Origin of the sequence: Trinickia symbiotica (genome assembly GCF_003028655.1) — a bacterium.
Taxonomy (GTDB): Bacteria; Pseudomonadota; Gammaproteobacteria; order Burkholderiales; family Burkholderiaceae; genus Trinickia; species Trinickia symbiotica_A.
In genome coordinates, this window is record NZ_PYUC01000029.1 from 24,846 (window position 1) to 42,309 (window position 17,464).

Consider the following 17,464-nt stretch of genomic DNA (forward strand, 5'->3'; position numbering starts at 1 on the left):
AGTCTCCTGATTTGATTATTGGATCGTTCGTCGCAAAATGATTTCAATAGCTGACGTAGACGTCCGTGAGCAGGTCTTCAGGGCCCGGCAGCGGCGCCGCCTTGGCCTCCTGCACTGCATGCTCGATCAACCCCAAGACTTCATGGTCGATTGCGTCCAGCTCATCGCGCGAAATGAGCTCTGCACGCGTCACTGCGTGCGTGAACTTCTTGATGCAATCCTTGTTGGCGCGAATGTCGTCGAGTTCGCCGGGCGCACGGTAAGTCTGCGCATCGCCTTCGAAGTGGCCATAGAAGCGCACCATTTTGCATTCGAGCAACGACGGCCCGCCGCCCTCGCGTGCGCGCCGGATGACTTCGCCCGCAGCCTCATGGACGGCGAAGAAGTCGGTGCCGTCCACTGTCACGCCAGGGATACCGAAGCCGGCGGCGCGATCGACATAGCTATCCACGGCGGTGCCATATTCGCGCGCGGTCGATTCGGCATAGCCGTTGTTCTCGATCACGAAGATCACCGGCAAATTCCAGACTGCCGCCAAGTTCAGGCTTTCGAGAAAGGTGCCCTGGTTCGACGCGCCGTCGCCGCAGAAGGTGATGCCGACCTCGCCTTTGCCGCGAAACTTGGCAGCCAGTGCCGCGCCACAGATCAGTGGCGCACCGGCTCCGAGAATGCCGTTAGCCCCCATCATTCCCTTGGACAGGTCGGCTATATGCATTGAGCCGCCCTTGCCATTGCAGGAGCCGCCCTTGCGGCCATAAATCTCCTTCATCATCGCCACCGGATCCACGCCTTTGGCGATGCAATGACCATGTCCACGGTGCGTGCTCGCGATACGGTCGCCGTCATTCAAGTGATGCAGGATGCCGACCCCCGCCGCTTCCTCGCCAGCATAGAGGTGGACGAAGCCGGGAATGTCCCCGCGGCCGAAGTCGACGTGCAGTCGCTCTTCGAATTCACGGATCATCCGCATCTTGCGATAGACCGCGAGCAGTGTTTCCTTGTCGAGCGGTAGCCGAACCTGCGCTGCGATGTCTGCTTCCACGTTTGTCTCCTTTTTCAGGTTTGAGTGGTAGGGGCGTCGAACTGGGGATTGGGCAGGCGTGCACCTGCACCGCTGCGCATCAGCTGCGCGCCCGCCGCATAGCGCATGCAGGCGGCCACGTCGATGCTGCGAAAGGCCTTCTCGTGCAAGGTGACGACGACTTCGTCGTGCGGGCCGAAAGCCAGCTCGCGCTCGCCGTCGAGCGCGACGATGCCGGCGTGCTGTTGCACGCGCTGCGGCACGGCATGCTCAAGGCGCTGCCAGTTAGCGATCGGCACCGGTTGCATCAGGCCGGGCGCGATCGGCGCAATCAGCTCGAACGCGCAACGGCCGGGCCGACCCAGTTCGATCGCCAGACCGCCGCGTTCATGTCGGCCGACCGGTTCCAGCAGGCCCGCGATGGCAGATAGGCCAATCGCCTGCGGACTGGCGTATGACACGTAGACTGCTGCCAGCGTGTCGGTTTTCCATACGGCGCGCGCGCCGATGTATTGCTCGCGAGAGATGACGGCGTCCACTAGAGCGATATCGCGCCGCACCGCTCCGTTCGGCTCGCGAATCGTCACTTCCAGGCGCTTGTTATTCGCGAGCGCGCACCATGCCGGAATGCGGCCGGTTGCAAACAAGCCGGTCGCCAGTCCGGTGATCGTGGGCTCGCGCATTTCGGGAAAGGCATTGTTGGTGCCCGTAGAGATCCCGACGATCGGTACCTTGCCGCACTCGCGGACCACCGCACGATGCGTCCCATCACCGCCGAGCACCACGATGGCGGCTACGCGAGCCTCGCGCATCATTCCTGCGGCGCGCAGCGTATCGTCCACGCTACCGGTGACCGGCATGTCCAGGTAATCGACTGCCGTCAGCGCGGCGTCGGGCCCTTGCGAACGTGCAAGATGCCGCTGCAGCATGACCCGCAGCCCCTCGCGGTCCGGCATCATCAGAACGCGGCTAACGCCGCCCGCGGCCAACGCGGCCAGAAGGCGCAGGACGATATTCACGCGGTCTGCCAACTGCAGGCTGTTTGCGTTGGCGATCACGCGGCGGATATCGCGTGCCGAAATGGGATTGGCGATGATGCCGACTAACGGCGCACGGACTGAGGAGGGCTCGCGCATGTCAGCCTCCTAGTGTCCGCCGCCGCGCGATCGCAGCGTCAAGGCGGGCTCGTGCAGAAGCTGCTCGCGGCGCCAACGGGCAACGATACAGGTCGGCATACAATTGCGGCTCGCCTATCATGCGGTGTCTCTAGTATATGTTCTGGTATCTGCTTGATGCGCTCTTGTAGAGCTTGATTCATCATTTCTGGAATACTGCGGAGCGCCATATTGACCGCGCAGGCAGGTAACAGCGATCGGTTTCCCACTAAGTTGAGGGCCCCAAACGTCAGATCAAAACCGTTCGGGCTTCGTCATGCATCACAGTTCGGCCAATGAGCGCTAAGCGGTGCGCATAGACGGACCCTTTTGGCTCGGCGGGAAGACACACCATGATCCATCGTCGTGGCGAAAAAAGAACATGGATACATGGCCTGCCACGTTGTCAGCTTCCACACAAACGTAGGCCCCATTTCTGGCCCGTTTGAACAGACTGACTCTTACGCTGTTGCCTGGGGCTGGCGCCAACCAATCTTCAACCATCGCTCTCAGCGACTTTCCACCGCTTCCCATCAACATCTCCCTAATGAAGTCGTTGCGCTCCGTCCGATAGCGTTCGTGCAGGCCCGATGGCCGATCGAAGCGCAACATCGCCGACTAAAGATCTCTTTTAGAAATGGTGATTAATACCAACATTGGCGCCCACCGTCGTGCCCGTGACACCGTTCAGCGCCCCATCGATCGAGAGGCCAGTGTTCATGGCTCCGTGGTTGTTCACAACGCCCACCTGCCCATACACCGTGGTCCGTTTCGATAGGAAATATCGGGCTCCCGTCGCGCCCATCAGCGAGTGATTTTTGGTCTGATTTCGATCGCTCGTGACCCAGACACCGCCGTTCACATCGAGATCCGGCAGCACCAGATAGTCAACCCCGCCACCATAGACGTTGTTGTTGAACGAGCCAGCTACCTTGTAGCTTGCGAACGATGCCTTGACCGTTACCTTGCCGAATTTATATGCGCCACCGAGCATGCGACCGAGAAACGGCTCCGTCGTCGGAACAGGCGTCTGAGCCGTGCCGCCCGCATTGCCGTTGTATAACGACGAACTGACCATCACGCTGCCGTTGTCGTATTTCAGGCTGGCGGAATACTGACGGCCGGCGGAAAAATTGCCCGCCTCGCCGCCAAACGCGAACATCACGCTGCCTTGTAATCCGGCGAACACTGGGCTCGAATACGACACGGCGTTGGCGTTGAAAATCCCCGTAGCCAACACGTTGTCGACATAGTTCACAATGCTGCTGCCGAATTGCGATAAACCGCGCGCGTCGAGTTCGTACAGCGATAGTAAGAATGGTGAAAACTGCAAACCGGTCTTGAACTCGCCGAGGCCGTTGCTCAGTCCGATCCACGCCTGTCGTCCGAAAAAATTGCCGTTTGAATCGTTGAATGCGCCGTTGGTCATGCTGAAGCCGCTCTCAAGCTTGAACTTCGCTTTGACGCCGTTGCCGACGTCTTCCTCGCCTGAGAGCCCGAACATCGATACAGAATCAGCACTATCGACCAGCGAAAATTCCGTGCCGTTCCGCCCCGTCGACGCATTCAGCGACTTATTGGTAAAAAGCAAGCCAGTGTCAACGGCGCCATACAGCGTAACGCTGCTTTGCGCGTGAGCGGCGCCAGCCATCGCCAACGCCAATACTCCAACGCCTAAACCGTTTGTTGCTATCCATCGTTCTTGATTCATTTTGCTGTCTCCTTCGATATCATCTCGGGCCGGTCTGATTCCGTCATATCCGGATAGGGCATCGACTTTTTATTTAGTTATCCTAAGTAAATAAATGCTCCCGAAGCAACGACTTTACAACGACTGCTATCGGGTTCGGACGGGGTACAGCACCGCTTGCCCCGATACTCTAGGGCTATCTCCAATCGAACCGCACCAAGGTCTCTTCTTCGGGGGAAGGCGGCGCGCGAGCACACCGCATTCTTGCGTTAGGACCTGAGGCTAGCGCCCTTGCCGTCGATCGCCGTCAAAAATGCCTTGCCCTCATGGGTGGCTCCACGTCGCCGCGCCCCGTGCGTGCTTCAACGTCACAACACAGCGCGCCCGAGCGCTTTGACTCTAGCCGTCCATCGTCCTCAAGATTGCCTTCATGTTTGTCTCCGTCATTTATGATCGTCGCAACGCCGCTGAAAAAGCCTGACGATTGTTTTATGCACGTTTGTAATAACTGGGGCTTTGTTTAACTGCTTCGCTTCTGACGATACTCAAGGGCGGCCCCCACTCGTCTTAAGCTTTTGCTACACGATTTCGCCAAAGCTACGCAGCGGGAAAGTTCGAGTCATTGCGGCTCGTCTGGAAGCAAGCCTACTTAGGCCATTGCCTATCGACTAGGACTTTTGCGCCATAGTGACCGCACGTTGGATGAACGCACCAGCGCAGCGACGGACATCGATCCGGACGACAGCTGCCTATTTCAGCACTGCTCCTTGGAAGTGTCGAATGCCTCTGTGCGCCCGGCGTCCTACGTTTCGTCCGCGCGCAGAGCGGAGCGGACCTGCGATCCTTGGAGGGGAGCCCCGCCCGCGGCCATCCGGTCGAACGCCTCGGTTGGCGTTGGGACGTTTTCGGTGCGCACATCGATCACCACGGCCGTTCGTGCCTGCAGCGCCTGCTCAAATGCATCCTCGAGGTCCGATGCGTCGTGCACGGTCATGCCGAGTGCTCCGAGCGATGCGGCGAATTTCGCCCAGTCGTGCGTCGGCAGCTCATGTAATCGCCCCAACTCTGGGCTGATCCGGTCAGCACGTAGTTTCGGATTGCCGTACGCCGAGTTATTTAGTACCACGCATACCAGCGGAATGTCATAGCGAGCAGCAGTTTGCATTTCGACGCCGTGCATCAGCATGCAGCCGTCGCCGGTCACGACCACGCACGGGTCGTTAGGACGAGCCAGCTTCGCGCCGATCGCCGCGGGAATCGCCCAGCCCATCGCTCCCATGTACTTAATCGACGTAAAGAAACGCCGCGGTTCGAATGCGGTCCAGTAGTGCCCCGCGAAAAAAGCGTGTGCGCCGCTGTCGATGAACAGCATGGTTGAGCGCGGCATCACGCGGCGCAGCACCGTGATTGCTTCAGCCGGGTGCAGGCGCATTAGTCGAGATGCGCTACGCCGGATCGGATCGGTCAGCGTGCCGTCCGGTTTCAGCGAGAAGAGCCAGTCCAGCCGGTCTCCCCGGCTCGCTCGCAGGCGAGCGGACAGCGACGGCTCTGCGTAGTTCAGCGCGTCAAGGCAGCTGCGGGCGTCGCCGAGTATCGGTAGGTCCACAGGATAGTCCTGAAACACACCGCTTGCGTTGATGTCGTTTGCGATCAGCGCATGCCGAGGCCTGAATCCATCCGTCCAGATCAGCGTGTCCAGCATGTTCAGTCGCGATCCGAGCACAAAAAGCACATCGAGATTGCCGGAAGTGAGCGCATCGATCGCCGGTCTGTTACCCGGCCAGCCCATCACACCGAGACTAAGGCGATGATCCTCGGGAAATACACCTTTTGCTGGCAGGGTCGTAGCCACCGGTATGTCAAAGCTTTCCGCAAACCGAACGAGCGCTTCGGCGGCGTCCGACTGCACGCATCCGGAACCGGCAAGCACAGCCACCTTGGCCTTTGTCCCGACCTGCTCCCAGAATGCGTCGCAACTGCCGATGTCCACGAAGCGAGGCTGATACAGGGACCGAGGAAGCCTCGCCCACTCGCCCGTGGCCTGGGCTCCTTGAACGTCGGAGGGAATCGACAAATGAACCGGGCCTCGCGACGCATGATCCAGCATGCTGTGCAACAGACGCGCGAGGTGATGCCAGGTGAGCGATGGCGCAGTCAGATCCAGCTGCAGCGCGGTGATCGAAGCCGCCATATCGGCACCCCGGATTCCCGCCCCGCTGGAGTCCTGGAACGCGCCCCGCCCCGCCCGCTCCTGCTTCACTTCTCCCGAGATCGCCAGCAGCGGCGATCGGTCCGTGCAGGCCGTCGCCAGCGCGGTTAGCGAATTTGTGAAGCCTGGCCCGCTCGTCGTCGCGTAGACGCCGAAGCGGCCGCCTGCGCGTGCATACCCATCGGCCATGTAGGCTGCGCCGGCTTCATGCGCGCAAATGATGGGTTTCACTTCATGCTGGCGCGTCAGGCTTTCAAGCAGGGGGTCGATCGTTTCCCCCGGCACGCAGAAGAGATGCCGGATGCCTTCCTCGCGCAAAGCGCTGACGATTGCATCGGCGACGTTCATGCGACCTCCGCCAGTTCGGATCGAACAATCTGGATCGCGTTCAACGTGCGCGGAACCCCGACGTAGACCGCGAGCAGGATGATGCACTCGAGAATCTCTTCGAACTTCATGCCTCGTTTCAACGCGGTGTGCACGTGCTGACGCAACTGGACTTCGGTATCGCCCTGTGTGATCAATGTCGAAAAAACCACGAGCTCCTTGTCGCGCGCCGTCAAGCCTGGTCGTTGCCACAAGTTGCCGAGCCCGAACTCCTCGATAATCGAGAAATAGTCGGGGCAAAACCCCTTCAGTGCTCTCAGGGAGGCAACGTGCGCCGGATGATAGCTTTCATCCAGCTCCCGCTGACCGGCGCTCACGCCGCTCGAAAGACTGCCTTTTTCCTGTTCCATGAATGATTTCCTCTTAGCGAGTGAAAGTACCGCCATGAATGTTGGGCGTCCCTTGCGCAGCGGCAATGCGGTCAGTGGTTGTGGAAATAGTCCTCGCCGCCGGGTCTCATCCAGTCGGTTCGCCGCGGCGAGAAGATATCGAGATCGAGCGTGTCCTCCAGCGCATGCGCGCTATGCGGGACGTTGGCGGGAATATGCAGCATCTCGCCGGCCCTCACCGTGAACTCGTGCTCGAGCGCTTCGCCCACGCGAAATGCCACCGTGCCTTGCATGATGTAGGTCAGTTGCTCGTTCGGATGAGCATGCCGGGCAACCGTTGCTCCGGATTTCAGCGTCAACAGGGAAAGCGTCAGATCTTTTCCGTTGACGATCTGCTGCGTGATGCTTTCGCCGAGGGCCTTGACGGGCAGGTCGCCCAGGCTGTAATGCGCTATTTCGCTCTTAGTTACCATGATCCATGGCTCCGCAATGGTTGTTCAACCGGCACAGGGACGGTAAACGTCGGGAAGTACTCTCTTTGTCAAACGCAACTACCTGACGGCAACGCCTTAGGCGCTCCTTGCCGCAAGACGGTACGCTTCCTCGACGATCACGTCCTCTTGCCCCGCCACCAGCTTTCGATGCGCAAGCGCCTGGCACAACTCGAACGAATCGATCTTCAGCTCGGACGCAAGGCGCTCGATGTGCGGAACGTAGCCCGAAAAGAGGCCGAAGACGCCCGAGCTGATGTTGTCGATGGCGATGTGAGGGGTGCGGATCGGCAGGACCTTGTCCGCGCCCCTCGCGAGTCTGACCGTACGCTCGAAGCTCGTACCTGTCCGGTATCCATAGCGCTCGAGAACTGGAACGAGCGTTTCGAGCTGCGTGTTGCCGGCGCCGGCGCCGAAGCCGCAAACACATGCGTCCAGTAGCGTCGCACCGCTCTCCGCCGCGGCAATCGAGTTCGCCACCGCGAGCCCCAAGTTGTTGTGAGCGTGATACCCGACCGGTATAGAGAGACCGTCAATCAGGCGCTCGACCTTTTCCTTAACGAGATCCGGGGTCGAAAAGCCCGCGCTGTCCATCAGGACGATCGCGTGGGCGCCATACGATTGCATAAGGCGGGACTGTTTCAGAATCTCGCCGGCATCGGCCATATGCGACATCATCAGCACGCCATAGGCGGTTTTCCCAGCATGCCTCACATACTCGATGAATTGCCGCGTGATATTGGCCTCGGTGCAATGCGATGCCAGCCGAAACACGTCGACGCCCGCTTCGAGCGCAACTTCGATATCGGATAGCTTGCCGGTCCCGGGGATGAAATGAATGCCGAGCTTCGAGTGCCTGAGCTTTGCGCGGACGGACACCAGCATCTCCGCATCGGTGGTCACCGCTTTACCCAGCAGGGCCGATGAGGCCCCCAGTCCGTTACCGTGGCCCACCTCCACGATATCGATGCCAGCCTCGTCGGCGGCCTGCGCGTAGCGGGTGATCTGCCCAGTCGTCAACTGGTGCCGCACCGCGTGATTGCCGTCGCGCAGGGATGCGTCGGTTAGAGTGATGTAGCCTTTCACGATTGCACGCTCCTCGTCAGACTGCCCTTGTACGCCGCCACCGCGACAGCCGCGCAATTGATAATGTCGAGATTTCCCGCATAGCTCGGCAGATGATGTCCGCTGCCGTGCACCTTCACGCTGACAGTGATTCGTCCTGCATCGAGAACCGGCGCGAGAACGATCTGAAACCCCGGGACGTATTCTTGTACGGACGCGACGGCCTTCCCGATTGCGTCCTCGATCTCTGAAAATTCACCGAACTTCGCGTTCGCATAGATCGTCGTTTGCATCGAGACGCCCGGTTCGGCGGGGTTGATGTTCAGAATCGCCTTGACCGCGTTCGCCCCCGAAAACTGGGACAAGGCCCGCTCCGTCGTCGTGAGGTAATTGTTGATGTTCTCTCGCGTCGCCACGCCGGCGCTCGCAGCCGCGATCGTCGAAACGACCTCGAGGTAGTCGATCTGCTGCGTCACCTGCCTTAGCGCATGCACGAGTGGCACACTCGCCTGTCCGCCGCAGGTAATTAGGCTAACGTTTTGCTGCCCGGCGACGTCGACCAGGTTGACTGACGGCACACACGCCATACCGATGCAGGCCGGCGTCAGATCGACGGCAAATTTCCCCGAAGCGGAAAAGAACGCATTGTGCTCGACATGCGCATAGGCGTCGGTCGCATCGAAGACGATGTCGTACGCATCGCTGTGCGCCTGAAGGAAATCGATTCCATCCGCCGACGTCTCGACGCCACGCTCTTTTGCGATGGCGAGCCCGCGGCTCTTCGGATTGCGTCCGACCACGAATGCCAGGCTCAAATCTTCCGACTCGAGAACCTTGCACATCAGATCCGTGCCGATATTTCCAGGGCCAATGATGGCTACGGTCGTGCGTGGATCATTCATATCGCATTCCTCTTTCTGAAAACGTAAACATTGGCGCCCTCCAGTTCAGGAAAAGGCCAGAAATCGGAGGTTGCAAATCGCGGCTGCAAATCCGCGCCATACGCTCTTTCTGCGGTAGGCATATGGTCTTTAGCTCCGGATTCGAGCATCGGCCAGACGTCACCGCGGACCGCTCTCACGCAGATTCCGCGCCATGTCGGCCCGCCGCCCCCGGAAAGCGACAGGCCGGGCCTCCGGGGCACTTGCAGAATTCGCGCCGGCCGAATGACGTCGGCTTCCCGACAAACCGCGTGCGTTTTGTCGCAAACGTAAGCGGCGAGGGTATTGGGCCGCAAATCCCTCGCTTGCAGCTTCTGGGTAGCCGCTGGGGGCAGGGGGGCCAGCGTAAACGCGCGTCCAACGAACTGGCGACGCATAAGCAACTCGCTAGTGAGATGACGCGCCGCCCGAAGGCCGCCTGGTCCAGCAAGCGCTGCGGGTCAAGGCTATGCCTCAGGCGTGGCCGACGTTCGGCAAAGGTGGTTAATCTGGTCACGGCCGAATGCGCTCAGCCGGTGGACGTCGAGTACGTCGAGCGGGGCGGACGGGCTGTCTGGAACGTCATTCATGGACGGATTTGGGAGAAAAAGAGGATATGGTGCGCTCGGGAAGACTCTGTCATCGCAATGACAGACGCTCAACAATGTAGGTTGCTAGTCTTTGTTGATCAAGATCAGCAAAGCTAGGAAGCGATGTCATGACGCACATGTTCGATGAGGGCCTCGGCCGCCGGCAGGCCAACTATGTCCCCCTCACACCTCTCGAATTTATCGCGCGAGCGGCCGACGTTTATGGAGACCGCCTTGCGGTTATCCATGGTGACGTGCGCCGCACCTGGCGCGAAACATACGTGCGCGCAAGGTGCCTCGCCAGCGCGCTCGAGCGGGCGGGTATCAGCCGCGGGCACACCGTAGCGGTATTGCTACCGAACATTCCCGCGATGATCGAAGCGCATTTCGGTGTGCCGATGTCCGGCGCGGTGCTCAATACGCTGAACACGCGGCTCGATATTGCGTCGCTACTGTTCATGTTGCGGCACGGCGAGGCAAAGTTTCTGATCGTCGACACGGAGTTTGCCGAACTTGCGCGTCGCGCGGCCCTCGAGCTCCCGCAGTTGCGCATCATCAGTGTAAGCGACGTGATGCCCGCGGATCCCAACGCATTTGCTCGCGCTACCGACTACGAAGCCTTTCTTCAAGAAGGCGATCCGCAGTTTGCGTGGAAGCTGCCGGCCGACGAATGGGACTCGATTGCACTCAACTACACGTCCGGCACGACGGGCGACCCCAAGGGCGTTGTTTACCATCATCGTGGTGCTTACCTGAATGCGCTCAGCAATATCCTCGAATGGGATATGCCGAAGCATGCAGTCTACCTTTGGACATTACCTATGTTCCATTGCAACGGCTGGTGCTTTCCGTGGACGATCGCGGCGCGCGCTGGGGTCAACGTTTGTCTTCGAAAATTTGATGCCAGGACTGTATTCGACCTGATCCGGCGCGAGCGCGTTACCCACTACTGCGGTGCGCCGATCGTCCAGAGTGCTCTTGCAAATGCCTCTCCAGAATGGCGCGCAGGCATCGATCACGGGGTGTCGACGATGGTGGCCGGAGCGGCACCGTCCCCTTCCATGATCGCGAGTATGAAGCAGATCGGCTTCGATTTGACTCACGTGTACGGACTGACCGAGGTGTATGGTCCTGCATCGGTCTGTGCAAAACAGGAAGCCTGGGAGACGCTAGATGACGACGAGCGAGCGCGCCTGACTGCACGGCAAGGCGTGCGCTATCACCTCCAGTCAGCGGTGACCGTGCTCAATCCAGACACGCTCGAACCCGTGCCACCCGACGGCGAAACAGTCGGTGAGATCATGTTCCGCGGCAACATTTGCATGAAAGGCTATCTGAAAAACGAACGTGCAACTGAAGACGCCTTCCGCGGCGGCTGGTTTCACACCGGCGATCTGGGAGTGCTCGCTCCAGACGGTTATGTGCGCATCAAGGATCGCAGCAAGGACATCATCATTTCCGGTGGTGAAAACATTTCGAGTATCGAGATCGAAGACACGCTTTACCGGCACCCCGCGGTGTCGGTTGCGGCAGTTGTCGCAATGCCAGATCCGAAATGGGGTGAAGTTCCGTGCGCGTTTGTCGAATTGAAGGAGGGGATAAACGCGACCGCCGAAGAGCTCATCACACATTGCCGTCGGTATCTTGCCGGGTACAAAGTTCCCAAGGCGGTACGCATTGGAGAGGTGCCCAAGACATCGACCGGAAAAGTCCGGAAATTCGATTTGCGCGCAAGTGTTGGATCAGGACGCGCCATCGACCTGGTCGGGGATACGCCGTGCGCCTCCGCGAACAAGACCTAGGGATGTGGCATATCCATATCCATACGCCCTACATGACTGCACGATTGAATGACCGACCATGACTTACACTGCCCCTGTGAAGGAAATGCTGTTCGTGATGAAGGAACTGGCCGCTCTGGATGAAATCGCAGCGCTACCGGGCTTCGAGGACGCGACTGGCGAAACGGCCTGGGCCGTCCTCGACGAATCGGCGAAGCTGTGCGGCGAGGTGCTCGCACCGATGAACTTCGAAGGAGACAAGAACCCGAGCAGTTGGAGCAATGGCATTGTCACTGCGACGCCAGGCTTCAACGAGGCATTCCGGCAGTACGTAAAAGGTGGCTGGCAGGGGCTGCAGCATCCGACCAACTATGGGGGGCAGTCTTTGCCAAAGCTGGTCGCGACGCCCTGCATCGAGATGCTCAATGCCGCGAACCTCTCGTTCGCCCTGTGCCCGCTCCTGACCGACGGCGCAATCGAGGCGTTGTTGACCGCCGGCAGCGAAGAACAGAAGCAACGCTACGTGCCGAAGCTCATTTCGGGCGAGTGGACAGGTACGATGAACCTTACCGAGCCGCAGGCCGGCTCTGACCTCGCATTAGTGCGCACACGCGCCGAGCCGCAAGGTAACGGCACCTACCGCATCTTCGGCACGAAGATCTTCGTCACGTGGGGCGAGCATGACATGGCCGAAAATATCGTGCACCTCGTGCTTGCGCGTCTGCCCGCCGCACCCGACGGCGTGAAGGGCATCTCGCTCTTCATCGTACCGAAGTTCATGGTCAATGAAGACGGGTCGCTGGGCGCGCGCAATGACGTGCATTGCGTGTCGATCGAGCACAAACTCGGCATCAAGGCGAGCCCGACCGCGGTGCTCCAATTCGGCGATCACGGCGGCGCGGTCGGCTATCTTGTCGGCGAGGTCAACTGCGGCCTCGAGTATATGTTCATCATGATGAACGCGGCGCGCTTCGCGGTCGGCGTACAGGGGGTTGCCGTCGCCGATCGTGCGTATCAGAGAGCGGTCTCGTATGCGAAGGAGCGCGTGCAGAGTCGGCCCGTGGACGGCTCAGCGAAAGAGGCCGTGACAATCATCCATCATCCAGACGTGCGCCGCATGCTCGGGACGATGCGCGCGTTGACCGAAGGCGCCCGCGCGCTCTCCTATGTCGCCGCCGCTCACACTGACATCGCGCATCGTCACCCCGACAATGCCGTGCGCGCCGACCATCAGGCGATCTACGAATACCTCGTGCCGGTGGTGAAGGGCTGGAGCACGGAGTTGGCGATCGAGGTAACGAGTCTGGGCGTTCAGGTCCATGGCGGGATGGGCTTTATTGAGGAGACTGGCGCCGCGCAGCACTACCGCGATGCGCGCATTCTGCCCATCTACGAGGGCACAACGGCGATCCAGGCCAACGATCTGGTCAGCCGCAAGACGCTGCGCGACGGCGGCGCGGTCGGGAAGCGAATCCTCGTCGCCGTGTCGAAGACCGTCGACGCGCTCGCGGCACACGAAGGCGCGGCCTTTGTCTCGATGCGCGAGCAACTCGAGAAAGGCCGGCGATCGCTTGAAACGGTTATCGACTTCATCCTGGCGAACGCGAGTCACGACCCGAACGCGGTGTTCGCCGGCAGCGTCCCGTACCTAAAGCTTGCGGGCATCGTTCTCTGCGGTTGGCAAATGGCGCGTGCGCTGCTGGCGGCGTCGACCAATGAGACGCGCGACCCATCATTTTGCAGTGCAAAGATTGCGACGGCGCGTTTCTATGCCGAGCATGTCCTGCCCCAGGCGGCGGCGCTCGAAGTCTCGATCACGAGTGCGAGAGGTGCAGCGGGCGTGCTGGCATTGTCCGAGGAACAGTTCTGACACGATCCCCGTCACGCTGCAGTACAAGAAACTTTGGCGGACGATATGCGTCATGCGAGCCTTGAATAGACATGAAGCACACTATCGCAATCGAGGAGCAGCAGTGACAATCAAATCCGTGGGTATCGTCGGCGCGGGCACGATGGGTAACGGTATCGCGCAGACCGCGGCTGTCGCCGGCCTGAAGGTCGTGATGATCGACGTCGCCGACGCCGAGCTCGCCAAGGGCGTCGCGACGCTGACCGCGAGCCTCGAGCGGCTCGTCGCGAAAGCGAAGCTCGACGCGGCGGCGCGCGACGAGGCGCTCTCGCGCATCGAGACCTCGACCGAGTATCAGCGTCTTGCGGATGTTGATCTGGTGATCGAAGCGGCGACCGAAAATGTCGAGCTCAAGCAACGGATTCTGAAGCAGATTGAAGCCGTGGCGCGCCCAGACGCGGTCATTGCAACGAACACGTCATCGATCTCCATTACGGCGCTCGCGGCGACGCTTGCCGATCCTTCGCGCTTCATCGGCATGCACTTCTTCAATCCGGTGCCGCTCATGCCGCTCGTGGAGATTATCCGTGGCTTGCAGACGAGCGACGCGGTCGCCGAGGCGATTTACGCGCTGACGCAACGCTTCGACAAGTCGCCCATCGGCGTCAGGAATTCGCCGGGGTTCGTGGTCAATCGGATCCTCGTGCCGATGATCAACGAGGCATTCTTTGTGCTGGCCGAGGGCGTCGCAAGCGCCGAGGAAATTGACGCGGGCATGAAGCTCGGCGCGAATCATCCGATCGGCCCGCTCGCGCTCGCGGACCTGATCGGACTCGACGTCTGCCTGTCGGTGACAGAGGTGCTCGTCAAGGACCTTGGCGACCCGAGGTACCGGCCTTGTCCACTGCTACGCGAGCTGGTTTCCGCTGGGCGACTGGGGCGCAAGACGAACCGGGGCGTCTACCACTACGGTTAGACGGCTTGGCCAACGACGAGGGGCCGGGCGGAATTGCGCTTTATCGTCACCCGCATGACTGGCCAATGACTCGGCGCTTTTGGATGTGCCGAGGAATAGTCATGCTTTTATTTCTGACAGGCAATGAGATTTGGACCGACTGTCGCGATTTGAGTTAGGAATAAGCCGCAAGTGCAAAATGGAGAAAGGAGATGAAGGTAGTTGTCGCAGTCAAACGCGTAGTCGATTACAACGTGAAGGTCCGCGTCAAGTCGGAAGGCACGGGTGTCGACATTGCGAATGTGAAGATGTCGATGAACCCGTTCGACGAGATCGCGGTGGAAGAGGCGGTGCGGTTGAAGGAGGCCGGTGTGGCAACCGAGGTCATCGCGGTGTCGGCAGGCGTGGCCCAGGCGCAGGAAACGCTGCGTACGGCGCTGGCGATCGGTGCGGATCGCGCTGTGTTGATCGAGTCGAACGAGGATGTGCAGCCGTTGGCCGTCGCCAAGCTGCTCAAGGCGCTCATCGATAGAGAGCAGCCTTCATTGGTCATCCTCGGCAAACAAGCCATCGATGACGATTCGAACCAGACAGGGCAGATGCTCGCCGCGTTGGCCGGTCTGCCGCAGGCGACGTTCGCCTCAAAGGTGACAATCGAAGGCGGAAAGGCGACAGTCGCGCGTGAAGTGGACGGCGGCACGGAAACGCTGTCGCTGACGCTGCCGGCAGTGGTCACGACTGACCTGCGCCTCAATGAGCCGCGCTACGTGACACTGCCTAACATCATGAAGGCGAAGAAAAAGCCGCTCGAAACGCTGAAACCCGAACACCTCGGTGTCGACGTGACACCGCGCCTCAAGACGCTAAAGGTGGCCGAGCCGCCGAGGCGCAGCGCCGGTGTTGTGGTGCCGGACATCAAAACGCTGGTCGAGAAGCTGAAGACCGAAGCCAAGGTGCTGTGAGGGAGCAAATAAAGATGACGATTCTGGTAATTGCAGAACACGACAACGCTGCGATCAAGAGCGCGACGCTGAGCACCGTGGCGGCCGCTGCGGTCATTGCCACGTTTACGGGCGACGAAGTCCACGTGCTGGTTGCCGGCCGCGATGCAGACGCGGCGGCCGAGCGTGCCTCGACGATCGCAGGCGTGAGCAAGGTGCTTTTGGCCGACGCGCCGCAACTGGCCGAGGGCCTCGCAGAGAACGTCGAGGCGACGGTGGTGACCATCGCGAGGGGTTACTCGCACATCCTCGCGCCGGCCACTGCCTACGGGAAGAACATCGCGCCGCGCGTGGCGGCCAAGCTCGACGTTGCCCAGATCTCGGACATCACTGCGGTCGATAGCGCGGACACGTTCGAACGCCCAATCTACGCGGGCAATGCTATCGCGACCGTACAGTCGTCGGATCCACTCAAGGTGATCACGGTGCGCGCGACGGGGTTCGATCCGGTCGCGGCCGAAGGCGGCAGTGCGTCGGTCGAGAAGATCGACGCCGCTGCCGATACGGGCATTTCGCAGTTCGTGAGCCGCGAAGTGACGAAGCTCGATCGTCCGGAACTGACAAGCGCGAAGATCATCGTCTCGGGTGGCCGGGGTCTGGGCAGCGGCGAGAATTACACGAAGGTGCTCGAGCCGCTGGCCGATAAGCTCGGCGCGGCGCTGGGCGCCTCGCGCGCAGCGGTCGATGCGGGCTTCGTGCCGAACGATTACCAGGTGGGGCAGACGGGCAAGATCGTTGCGCCGCAGTTGTATGTGGCAGTGGGTATTTCCGGTGCAATCCAGCATCTGGCGGGCATGAAGGATTCGAAGGTGATCGTGGCGATAAACAAGGATCCCGAAGCTCCAATCTTCAGTGTGGCAGATTATGGTGTCGTCGCAGACCTGTTCACGGCGGTTCCGGAACTCGTGGATCGGCTCAACTGATTAATTTTTTCGCGATCGAAGCTGCACCGAATAAGCTTCACGGCGCGAACAACAACCAAGCTTGTCTTGTGAGACCGTTCAAAAATGACGCGAACCTTTTCAGGACCGAATGGGCTGGAAGACATCGATCGACTGTGCATCTTTCTCTTCGATAGTTGGTGTGAACGCCGAAGCCTCATACCGCTTTCCTATCTCATGCACGCATGGCCGATATTGAAGGCTGCCCCGCTTGCGAGGACGCACTTGCTGAACACCTTTCGGGAACTGCTGCAGTTTCATCCTGATTCGCTGAGCGATCGTGATCATGAGGTGATCGGGCAGGTTTTCGCGATCGATGCCCTCACCGATCCGAAAGGTTTGGTCTCGTGACGCTCGAATCAAGCGGACGCTGGCCGTCGTGGCCGATGGCGTCGAGCGGGACGAGCAGTGCGAACATCTGCGCCAGCTAGGTTGCGATGCGGTACAGGGCTACCTGATCAGCCGGCCGATGCCAGCAGCCGAAGTGAGCCAATGGATGTCCCGGGCGGAGGCTCCGCACGACATTGCCGACGATGAGCGATAAACAGCGAACAGTCATGAGACCTATCGATCATCGGCGGAACGTTGATCGCGGGCATCGCCGGAGGCGCGCGCGCGGGTCGCGATAGCCGCCTAAATCATTGATCAAATGGAATGTGGAAAAGAATGCGGATGAATTTTAAAAATCTAAAAATCGGTATGCGCCTGGGCGCGAGCTTCGGGCTCGTGTTGATGCTCATCGCAATGTTGATTGCGGTCAGCCTGGACGGAATGACCAGCATCGGCGAGATCATCGACAGCATCATCTACAAAGAGTGGGTGAAAGCGGACGCAGCCCAGGCTATCAATGCGATGACGCGTGCCAATGCGCGCCACACCATGGAGCTATTCATCGCAAGCGACAAAGACAAGGCTTCGATTTATCAAAAAATCGAGGACAACAAGAAGACCATCGTAAGCACCCGGCAAAGGCGCCTTGAAGCGCAGGAGTTCTGACGCGAGCATCGTGCCCATTAACAACTTTAATGGACAGGTGTACACGATGGAAGAACTGGCAGCGAATCCCGAAGTCGCGGTGCAG

At 60.1% G+C, this 17,464-nt stretch carries 16 protein-coding genes; 7 read left to right on the top strand and 9 right to left on the bottom strand.

The features are described from left to right. Nucleotides 1-43: 43 nt before the first annotated feature. From C9I57_RS31550 to C9I57_RS31590, 8 genes are all read right to left on the bottom strand, one after another. The gene (locus tag C9I57_RS31550) at nt 44-1,042 is read right to left on the bottom strand and encodes a thiamine pyrophosphate-dependent dehydrogenase E1 component subunit alpha (protein WP_107154427.1); all 999 of its coding nucleotides are present in this window, start codon (nt 1,040-1,042) and stop codon (nt 44-46) included. 14 nt (nt 1,043-1,056) lie between these two features. After that, entirely contained in the window at nt 1,057-2,157 is a 1,101-nt protein-coding gene (locus tag C9I57_RS31555; protein WP_107154428.1) for an ATP-NAD kinase family protein, read from the bottom strand. Between the two features lie 649 nt (nt 2,158-2,806). Beyond that, on the bottom strand, nt 2,807-3,886 hold the full coding sequence (locus C9I57_RS31565; RefSeq protein ID WP_107154429.1) for a porin: 1,080 nt from the start codon (nt 3,884-3,886) through the stop codon (nt 2,807-2,809). 781 nt (nt 3,887-4,667) lie between these two features. Beyond that, nucleotides 4,668-6,422: a thiamine pyrophosphate-binding protein gene (locus C9I57_RS31570; protein ID WP_107154430.1), complete on the bottom strand. Its 1,755-nt coding sequence runs from the start codon at nt 6,420-6,422 to the stop codon at nt 4,668-4,670. Then, the gene (locus C9I57_RS31575; RefSeq protein ID WP_107154431.1) at nt 6,419-6,811 is read right to left on the bottom strand and encodes a carboxymuconolactone decarboxylase family protein; all 393 of its coding nucleotides are present in this window, start codon (nt 6,809-6,811) and stop codon (nt 6,419-6,421) included. The genes C9I57_RS31570 and C9I57_RS31575 overlap by 4 nt, the downstream gene beginning before the upstream one ends. Before the next feature lie 71 nt (nt 6,812-6,882). Then, nucleotides 6,883-7,263: a cupin domain-containing protein gene (locus C9I57_RS31580; RefSeq protein ID WP_107154432.1), complete on the bottom strand. Its 381-nt coding sequence runs from the start codon at nt 7,261-7,263 to the stop codon at nt 6,883-6,885. Between the two features lie 96 nt (nt 7,264-7,359). After that, nucleotides 7,360-8,367 (bottom strand): 4-hydroxy-2-oxovalerate aldolase, encoded by a 1,008-nt coding sequence (gene dmpG / locus C9I57_RS31585; protein WP_107154433.1) that lies wholly within the window; start codon nt 8,365-8,367, stop codon nt 7,360-7,362. Then, nucleotides 8,364-9,248 carry an acetaldehyde dehydrogenase (acetylating) gene (locus C9I57_RS31590; protein ID WP_107154434.1) on the bottom strand — a complete coding sequence of 295 codons (885 nt, stop codon included), beginning with the start codon at nt 9,246-9,248 and terminating at the stop codon, nt 8,364-8,366. The genes dmpG and C9I57_RS31590 overlap by 4 nt, the downstream gene beginning before the upstream one ends. Before the next feature lie 736 nt (nt 9,249-9,984). Between C9I57_RS31590 and C9I57_RS31595 the strand changes: the two genes are divergently transcribed. The 5 genes from C9I57_RS31595 to C9I57_RS31615 all read left to right on the top strand — a co-directional run bounded on the left by C9I57_RS31595 (nt 9,985) and on the right by C9I57_RS31615 (nt 16,365). Then, nucleotides 9,985-11,658 (top strand): acyl-CoA synthetase, encoded by a 1,674-nt coding sequence (locus tag C9I57_RS31595; protein WP_107154435.1) that lies wholly within the window; start codon nt 9,985-9,987, stop codon nt 11,656-11,658. 58 nt (nt 11,659-11,716) lie between these two features. After that, nucleotides 11,717-13,507 carry an acyl-CoA dehydrogenase gene (locus tag C9I57_RS31600; RefSeq protein WP_107154436.1) on the top strand — a complete coding sequence of 597 codons (1,791 nt, stop codon included), beginning with the start codon at nt 11,717-11,719 and terminating at the stop codon, nt 13,505-13,507. Nucleotides 13,508-13,610: 103 nt separating this feature from the next. Continuing rightward, nucleotides 13,611-14,462: a 3-hydroxybutyryl-CoA dehydrogenase gene (locus tag C9I57_RS31605; RefSeq protein WP_107154437.1), complete on the top strand. Its 852-nt coding sequence runs from the start codon at nt 13,611-13,613 to the stop codon at nt 14,460-14,462. 191 nt (nt 14,463-14,653) lie between these two features. Beyond that, nucleotides 14,654-15,403 (top strand): electron transfer flavoprotein subunit beta/FixA family protein, encoded by a 750-nt coding sequence (locus C9I57_RS31610; protein ID WP_107154438.1) that lies wholly within the window; start codon nt 14,654-14,656, stop codon nt 15,401-15,403. Nucleotides 15,404-15,417: 14 nt separating this feature from the next. Next, complete coding sequence (locus C9I57_RS31615; RefSeq protein ID WP_107154439.1) at nt 15,418-16,365, top strand: electron transfer flavoprotein subunit alpha/FixB family protein; 948 nt, start codon at nt 15,418-15,420, stop codon at nt 16,363-16,365. A 99-nt stretch (nt 16,366-16,464) separates the two neighbouring features. Here the strand turns inward: C9I57_RS31615 and C9I57_RS31620 are convergent, their stop codons facing one another. Further along, complete coding sequence (locus C9I57_RS31620; protein ID WP_107154440.1) at nt 16,465-16,671, bottom strand: hypothetical protein; 207 nt, start codon at nt 16,669-16,671, stop codon at nt 16,465-16,467. A 28-nt stretch (nt 16,672-16,699) separates the two neighbouring features. On the opposite strand from C9I57_RS31620, the gene C9I57_RS33740 reads away from it, so the two are divergent. Together C9I57_RS33740 and C9I57_RS31630 are read left to right on the top strand one after the other, a co-directional pair. Beyond that, nucleotides 16,700-16,927: an EAL domain-containing protein gene (locus tag C9I57_RS33740; protein WP_107154441.1), complete on the top strand. Its 228-nt coding sequence runs from the start codon at nt 16,700-16,702 to the stop codon at nt 16,925-16,927. 128 nt (nt 16,928-17,055) lie between these two features. Then, on the top strand, nt 17,056-17,379 hold the full coding sequence (locus C9I57_RS31630; RefSeq protein WP_181322022.1) for an MCP four helix bundle domain-containing protein: 324 nt from the start codon (nt 17,056-17,058) through the stop codon (nt 17,377-17,379). Nucleotides 17,380-17,464: the final 85 nt, after the last annotated feature.